At 70.9% G+C, this 6,568-nt stretch carries 5 protein-coding genes and 1 pseudogene; 3 read left to right on the plus strand and 3 right to left on the minus strand.

From position 1 onward, the window contains the following. Nucleotides 1-562: pseudogene (locus IY392_RS06495) on the plus strand (hypothetical protein); the annotation flags it as partial. Here IY392_RS06495 and IY392_RS06500 read toward each other — a convergent pair. Then, nucleotides 507-1,754 (minus strand): glycosyltransferase family 4 protein, encoded by a 1,248-nt coding sequence (locus tag IY392_RS06500; protein ID WP_107757524.1) that lies wholly within the window; start codon nucleotides 1,752-1,754, stop codon nucleotides 507-509. The pseudogene IY392_RS06495 and the gene IY392_RS06500 sit on opposite strands and share 56 nt — an antisense overlap. Nucleotides 1,755-1,810: 56 nt before the next feature. Between IY392_RS06500 and IY392_RS06505 the strand changes: the two genes are divergently transcribed. After that, the gene (locus IY392_RS06505; RefSeq protein WP_309230164.1) at nucleotides 1,811-2,617 is read left to right on the plus strand and encodes a class I SAM-dependent methyltransferase; all 807 of its coding nucleotides are present in this window, start codon (nucleotides 1,811-1,813) and stop codon (nucleotides 2,615-2,617) included. 74 nt (nucleotides 2,618-2,691) lie between these two features. Beyond that, nucleotides 2,692-4,161: an aldehyde dehydrogenase gene (locus tag IY392_RS06510; RefSeq protein WP_182612786.1), complete on the plus strand. Its 1,470-nt coding sequence runs from the start codon at nucleotides 2,692-2,694 to the stop codon at nucleotides 4,159-4,161. 86 nt (nucleotides 4,162-4,247) lie between these two features. Here the strand turns inward: IY392_RS06510 and IY392_RS06515 are convergent, their stop codons facing one another. Together IY392_RS06515 and IY392_RS06520 are read right to left on the minus strand one after the other, a co-directional pair. After that, the gene (locus IY392_RS06515) at nucleotides 4,248-4,910 is read right to left on the minus strand and encodes a response regulator transcription factor (protein ID WP_107757523.1); all 663 of its coding nucleotides are present in this window, start codon (nucleotides 4,908-4,910) and stop codon (nucleotides 4,248-4,250) included. Nucleotides 4,911-4,970: 60 nt separating this feature from the next. Then, a partial coding sequence (locus IY392_RS06520) for a HAMP domain-containing sensor histidine kinase (protein ID WP_309234021.1) occupies nucleotides 4,971-6,568 on the minus strand: 1,598 nt, incomplete at its 5' end.

A 6,568-nucleotide genomic window follows, 5' to 3' on the forward strand; every position in this document is an offset into this window, starting at 1 on the left:
GTGGGACTCGCTCCGTCCGGTCACGTATGGAGAGGGGTGGGCCCGGGTGGCGGATATCGTCGACGGCCGGCCCGGGGACATGCTGGTCCTGCCGGCCGGGTCGTTCCGCTCCACCCCGATCTGGGCCGGTGGGGCCGCTGTGCTCGACCCCGCCCCCCGGATGCTCGACACCCGGGTCCTGGTCCCCGGTGATCTGGTGGTGGGCGGTGCCGGCACGGTGGCGGGGGAGGGGGACCGCGCTCGCGAGGCCACCGAGGCGCTGCTACGCGGAGACGAGCCCCGCGCGCTGACCGGACTGGGGGTGCGGTGGGTGCTCGACGAGCGCACCTCCACCGGCCCCCGGGGGGAGTCCGCCCGGACCGTGTCGGCGGCGACGACGAGGTTCGCCGATCCCGAACTCGTCCTCTACGAGCTGGGTGGGACGGACGGCCGGGAGCTCTCGGCGCCGCCGTCCGCGTCCGAGGCCTCCCGGGCCGTGGTCCTCGCGGCGCACGTGCTGTGGCTGGTCACCGCTCTGGCGGCATTGGTCCTCGTCGCGGTGGGCCGCCGATCACCCCGGTGACCCGTCGCCCTTCGGTGACGGCGGTGAGGACCTCCGCCATCGCCGCCGCGGTCGCGGGCCACGAGAGCGCGGCGGCCTTGCGTCGCGCGGCCTCGCCCATCCGGTCACGGAGTCCGGAATCGTCGAGCAGACGCCCGGTGGCCGTCGTCATGGCCGCGACGTCGTCCACGAGCAGGCCGGTCGCGCCGTCGTCGATCGAGTCCCGCAGCCCGGCCGCGTGGTGGTATCCGATGGTGGGGACGCCGTGCTGCGCGGCCTCGGAGACGGCCAGGCCCCACCCCTCTTTCCTCGAGGGCATGAGGTGGACAGACGCGGCGGCGAGGATCCGGTGCTTGGTGGCCTCGTCCACGTGACCGTGGAACACGACCGCACCCGCGGTGTGGCGGGGCCCGGGACCGTCCGGGGCATAGTCCAGACCCCGTTCGGACGCGTACTCGCGGAGGCGGTCGGCCCACCACCCACTTCCGATGACGTCCAGTACCAGCCGGGGGTGGCTCTCGCGGAGCGCCGCCACGACGTCCAGGGCGTCTTCGACGTGCTTGTGCGGCACCAGTCGGGACAACACCGCCAGGCGCGGGCCGTCGGCGCGGGTCCCGGGTGCGCCCGGCCGCACGCCGTCGGGCAGCGGGTCCAGACCGTTGCGGACCACCGCGATCCGCTCCGGGGACACTCCCAGCTCGACGAGCTCCTCCGCCGACGGCAGCGACACGGTGACGTACTGGCTGTCCGAGTGCACGCGCGGCGAGAGGCGCGATTCGATCCACCAGCCGATCCTCGAGACAAGCCACCCGGCGACGGGCCATTGTTCGCGGTGGATGTGGTGGACCAGCACCACCACGGGCGCGGAGGTGGCGAAGCGGGAGAAGAACGGGACGCCGTTCTGGGTGTCGACCACGACGTCGGGTCGTCGCACCCGGCCGAGCGGGCCCACCCCGAACCGACCGAGGAGGATCGCCCCGAGTGCCCGCGGGTAGACGGTGAAGCGGCCACCGCCGCGGCTGATCGTGACACCCGCCCCGGCGGGGCCTCGTCTCACGTCCGAACGGGACGCTCCGCGGGGACGGGAGGTCCGGTAGACGACGGTGTGCCCTGCGGCCGCCAGACCGTCCGCGACGTGCTCCAGGTAGCGCTCACTGCCGCCGCCCTGCGGATGGGTGCTGTCGCGCCAGCACAACAGCAGGATTCGAGCCACGGCGCACACTGTACGCAGCGCGGATCGGGCGCGGGTCCGCCGGTATCGTCTCCGCTGTGACCCCACCTGCAGATCATCGGTCCGGCGCGCTCCGTTCGGTGGCCCGCCGGGCGAGTCTCGGACGCTCGCTCGGCCTCCTTCGGTCGTTCCCGCTCGAGCAGTCCGACCCGGATGCCTTCTATTCCGGCCTGGCGCGCGACACGGTCGACCTTGTGGCGGACCTGTGGGCGGAAGCCGGGGACCTGCCGCCGGCCGGGCCGGGGTCGAGGCTGCCGGGCCTCACGGTGCTCGACGTGGGGGGCGGGCCCGGGTACTTCTCGGATGCCTACGCCGCCGAGGGGGCGCGCTACGTCTCCGTCGAACCCGATGTGGGGGAGATGTCGGCAGCCGGACTGGACCAGGCGGGGTCGGTCCGGGGGAGCGGGATGTCGCTGCCCATCCGGTCGGGATCGGTGGACGTGTGCATCTCCTCCAACGTGGCCGAGCACGTGCCCGAGCCCTGGACGATGGCCGAGGAGATGCTCAGGGTGACGAGGCCCGGTGGCCTCGTCGTGGTCTCCTACACCCTCTGGTACGGCCCGTTCGGTGGCCACGAGATGGGGTTGACGCACTATCTGGGTGGGGAGCGCGCGCGGCGGCTGTACGAACGTCGCCACGGCCGACCTCCGAAGAACGTGTACGGCGAGTCCCTGTTCCGAGTGGGGTGCGCGGAGGGTCTCGAGTGGGCGCGTGGGACGGGATCGGGCGACCTGCTCGCCGCCTTCCCGAGGTATCACCCGCGGTGGGCGTGGTGGCTGGTGCGGGTGCCGGTGGTGCGTGAGGTCGTGGTGTCGAATCTCGTGTTGGTGCTGCGGGCGCGCTAGCCGCCGCGCGAAGTCGGACACTCGTCTACTATGAAGTGGAACGCGTTCTCGTTTTCTACCTCGCGGAGGTCCCCGTGGTCGTCGTCCATGACAAACTCTTCTCCGGCACCCGCTGGACCGATCCCATCACCACGGGTGTTCTCGAGGTGACGTCACCGGCCACGAACGCCGTCGTCGGGAGGGTGGCCGAGACCACCACCGAGGACGTCGACGAAATGGTCAGCCAGGCCCGCGACTCCTTCGAATCGGGCGTGTGGCGGCGCACCCCGCCCGCGGAGCGTGGCGCGCTGATCGGGCGGGTCGCCGACATGCTCGAGGAGCGCCAGGCAGAGGTCTGCCGCATCCTCTCCGACGAGATGGGCACCCCCACGGGCACGGCTGCGATGATCCAGGTGACGCCCACCCTCGCGGTGCTGCGCTACTACGCGAAGCTGGCCACCGATTTCCCGTGGTCCGAGGTTCGGCAGGGTGACTTCGGCGCCTCCGTGGTGACCCGCCAGCCCGTCGGGGTGGTCGCCGCCGTCACCGCGTGGAACGTTCCGCTCTACCTCAACTCGGCCAAGCTCGGCCCGGCCCTGCTCTCGGGCAGCTCGGTGATCCTCAAGCCGTCGTCCGCGACCCCGCTCTCCGCCCTGTGGCTGGCGGACCTGTTCCGCGAGGCCGGGCTGCCCGAGGGGGTGCTGTCGGTCGTCACCGGCCCGAGTTCCGTGGGCGACCACCTGGTCTCCCACCCGGAGGTCGACAAGATCTCGTTCACCGGATCCACCGATGTCGGGAAGCACATCGCGGGCATCGCCGCCCGGAACCTCACCCGGTGTTCGCTCGAGCTCGGCGGCAAGAGCGCGGCGATCATCCTCGAGGACGCGGACATCGCCGCCCACGCCGGCACCATGGTGTTCTCCGCGCTGATGAACTCCGGGCAGGCGTGTGTGTCCCAGAACCGTATCCTCGCCCCCCGGTCGCGCTACGCCGAGGTGGTCGACGCGCTGGTCGAGAACGTCAAGGCCATGCCGGTCGGTGACCCGTCCGACGAGGGCACCGCCTTCGGGCCGCTGGCCAACCACAAGCAGAAGGACAGCGTCGAGGGGTACATCCGCAAGGGTGTCGAGGAGGGCGCGACCATCGCCTACGGCGGCGGGAAGGTCGAGGGACTGCCCGCCGGCGTCGCCGAGGGTGCCTTCGTCCAGCCGACCGTGTTCACCGACGTCGACAACTCCATGACCATCGCGCAGGAGGAGATCTTCGGGCCCGTGCTCCAGGTCATCGCGTACGACACCGTCGACGAGGCCGTGCAGATCGCCAACGACTCCGAGTTCGGCCTCGCCGGCGCCGTCTACTCGGCCGACCCGGACGCCGCGCTCGCCGTGGCGCAGCGGGTGCGCACCGGCACCATGGGCATCAACTGGTACGCCTTCGACCCGAGCGCCCCGTTCGGCGGATTCAAGAATTCCGGACTCGGACGCGAGAACGGGCCCGAGGGGCTGGACGCCTACTGCGAGCTGCAGAGCGTGCTCATGCCGTTCGGGTGGGAGCCCCCCAGGTGAGTCGCTGACCGCGCACCTGACCGGCGGGCCGGGACCTCACCGGGTTTCCCGGCCCGCCACCAGAGCCGACGCGATCCCGCGCGAACTCACTCCACGCGGTAGCCGACGCCCCGCACGGTGTGGACCTTGTTCTCCCCGATCTTGCGCCGCAACGACCGGATGTAGACGTTGACGATGTTCGACCCGGGGTCGAAGTCCATACCCCACACGCTCTCGAGCAACTGCTCACGGCTGATGGTCTCGCCCTTGTTGCGCAGCAGCATCTCCAGCAGCGAGTACTCACGGTTGGTCAGTTCCTGGATGCGACCGTCGACCTCGACCCGGCGCGTGCGGATGTCCAGTCTCATCCCGGCGTGCTCGAGGATCCCCGGGTCCTCCGACGCCTCGTGCTCGCGCAGACGGAGCCGGATGCGGGCGAGCAGCTCCGGCACCCGGAACGGCTTGACCATGTAGTCGTTCGCACCGGAGTCCAGGCCCTCGACGGTGTTCGCGACGGTGTCACGGGCCGTGAGGATGATGACGGGTGCGGCGAAGCCGCGGTCGCGCGCCTCCCGGAGCAGCGCCAGGCCGTCGACGTCCGGCAGCCCGATGTCGAGCAGCATGAGGTCGATGTCGGAGATGGTCGACAGGATGGATCGCGCGCTCTCTCCGTCCACAGCCTCGAGTGCGGTGTACTCGGCGCCGCCGAGTGCCTTGACCAGTACCGAGCGGATGAGATCGTCATCCTCCACGACGAGAACGTTCGTCATGCAACCCTCCTTCTCCGACAATGGAGTATCCCACGGGGAACGCGTGTTTCGAGCGTCACATCAGTCCGTGTCGTCCCCTGAGTCGTTGCTCGCGGGGATACAGGGGATGACGATGCAGAAGGCCGCTCCCCCGCCCTTGGCGTTGAAGGCGAACGCACGGCCACCGTGTGCCCGGGCGATCGTCGCGACGATGGCCAGTCCCAGACCGGTACCGCCGCGCCCGTCGCGGAGCTGCCCGCGGGCGGTGTGGAAGCGCTCGAAGATGCTCTCCTCCTCGCCGGGCGGGACGCCGGGCCCCGTGTCCCGCACCCACCACAGCAGGCGTCGGCGGTAGTTCTCGCGTTCCGGCGGTTCGGGCAACGGACCCGCCGCCATGTCGGCGGGGACCGTCGGGTCCCCGGCGGCGATGGCGCGGCAGCCGATCTCGATGACGTCGCCCGGGCCCGTGAACCGGACGGCGTTGGAGCAGAACTGGATGAGAGCCTGGGTGATCCGATGCTGGTCCAGTAGGGCGATGTCCTCCGCGTACGGGAGCACCGTCCACTCCCGGTCCGCGATCACGTCGATCTTGGCCTCGACGTCCAACACCAGTTCCGCCACGTCCGTGGGGGCGGTCCGGAGAAAGTCCGGCCGATCGGACCGCGCGAGGGTGAGGAGGTCCTCGACGATCCGGGTCATCCGCGACAACTCGTCCTGCATGATCCGGGTCGTCTCCGCCCGGGCATCGGGGTCCTCGGGCATGAGGTCGAGGTTGCCCTGCACCACGGTGAGGGGGGTGCGCAGCTCGTGCCCGGCGTCATCGAGGAACTCCCTCTGCGTCCGGTAGGCCTCCTCCACGCGCTCGAGCATCGCGTTGACCGTGTCGGCCAGCGAGACGATCTCGTCGGGCCCGTCGACCGGGACCCGACGGGAGAGGTCCGCGGCCGAGATCGTCTCCGCGGCCTCGCGGATCCGACGGACCGGGACGATCATCCGGCCGGCCAGGAGCCAGGCCACGAGCGCGCTGAGGACGATGCCGCCGGCGCCGGTGCTCAGTAGCAGGTCGGCGACGCGGTCGGTCTCCTCCCGGGTGGGGGCGTCGCTGATCGCGACCACGATGTTGGCCGGGCCTGCGGGGCCGTCGACCTCGGCCTTCCGCCAGCGCACGGTGCCGTCGATGACCCCCGAACCCTCGTCTGACACCAGGCCGATCCGCTGGATCTGGGACCTCATGGACGGGGGGAAGAGGGTATCTTCCTCCACACTGAACCTCGAGAGAGTGAACTGCGTGCCCGACGTGGTGGCGGTCCCCACGAGGAGGAGCTCGGGCGACGGGTACTGCTGGGCCAGATAGGCACGGATGAGTTGCTCGGTCGTGGGGTCCTCCGTCTCGAACGACGGCAGCACCCCGGCATCGATGAAGGTCGTGAAGTCGGCGGCCTCCCGATTGAGTCGCAGGTCCGTCGTCCGCTCGGCCGTGAGGTAGAGCACCTGCAGGGTGAACAGGACCATCGCGGTGAACACGGCCGCCGAGGTGAGCGTGATGCCGAGTGTGATGCGCAGGCGTGCCGAGTACCACCACCGGACCGAGCGGGACCTACCGAGCCGCGGGGTCACCCCGGTGTGGGCCGGCCGTCGGTCCGCGAGGAGTCGCGGGGTGAACCCTCGCCGCGCGGGGT

Source organism: Dietzia sp. SYD-A1, assembly GCF_015356725.1.
Taxonomy (GTDB): Bacteria; Actinomycetota; Actinomycetes; order Mycobacteriales; family Mycobacteriaceae; genus Dietzia.

What these genes read in the sequence shown, in the direction of transcription:
- IY392_RS06515 (WP_107757523.1), bottom strand. Translation starts at nt 4,910, where the DNA reads ATGACGAACGTTCTCGTCGTGGAGGATGACGATCTCATCCGCTCGGTA.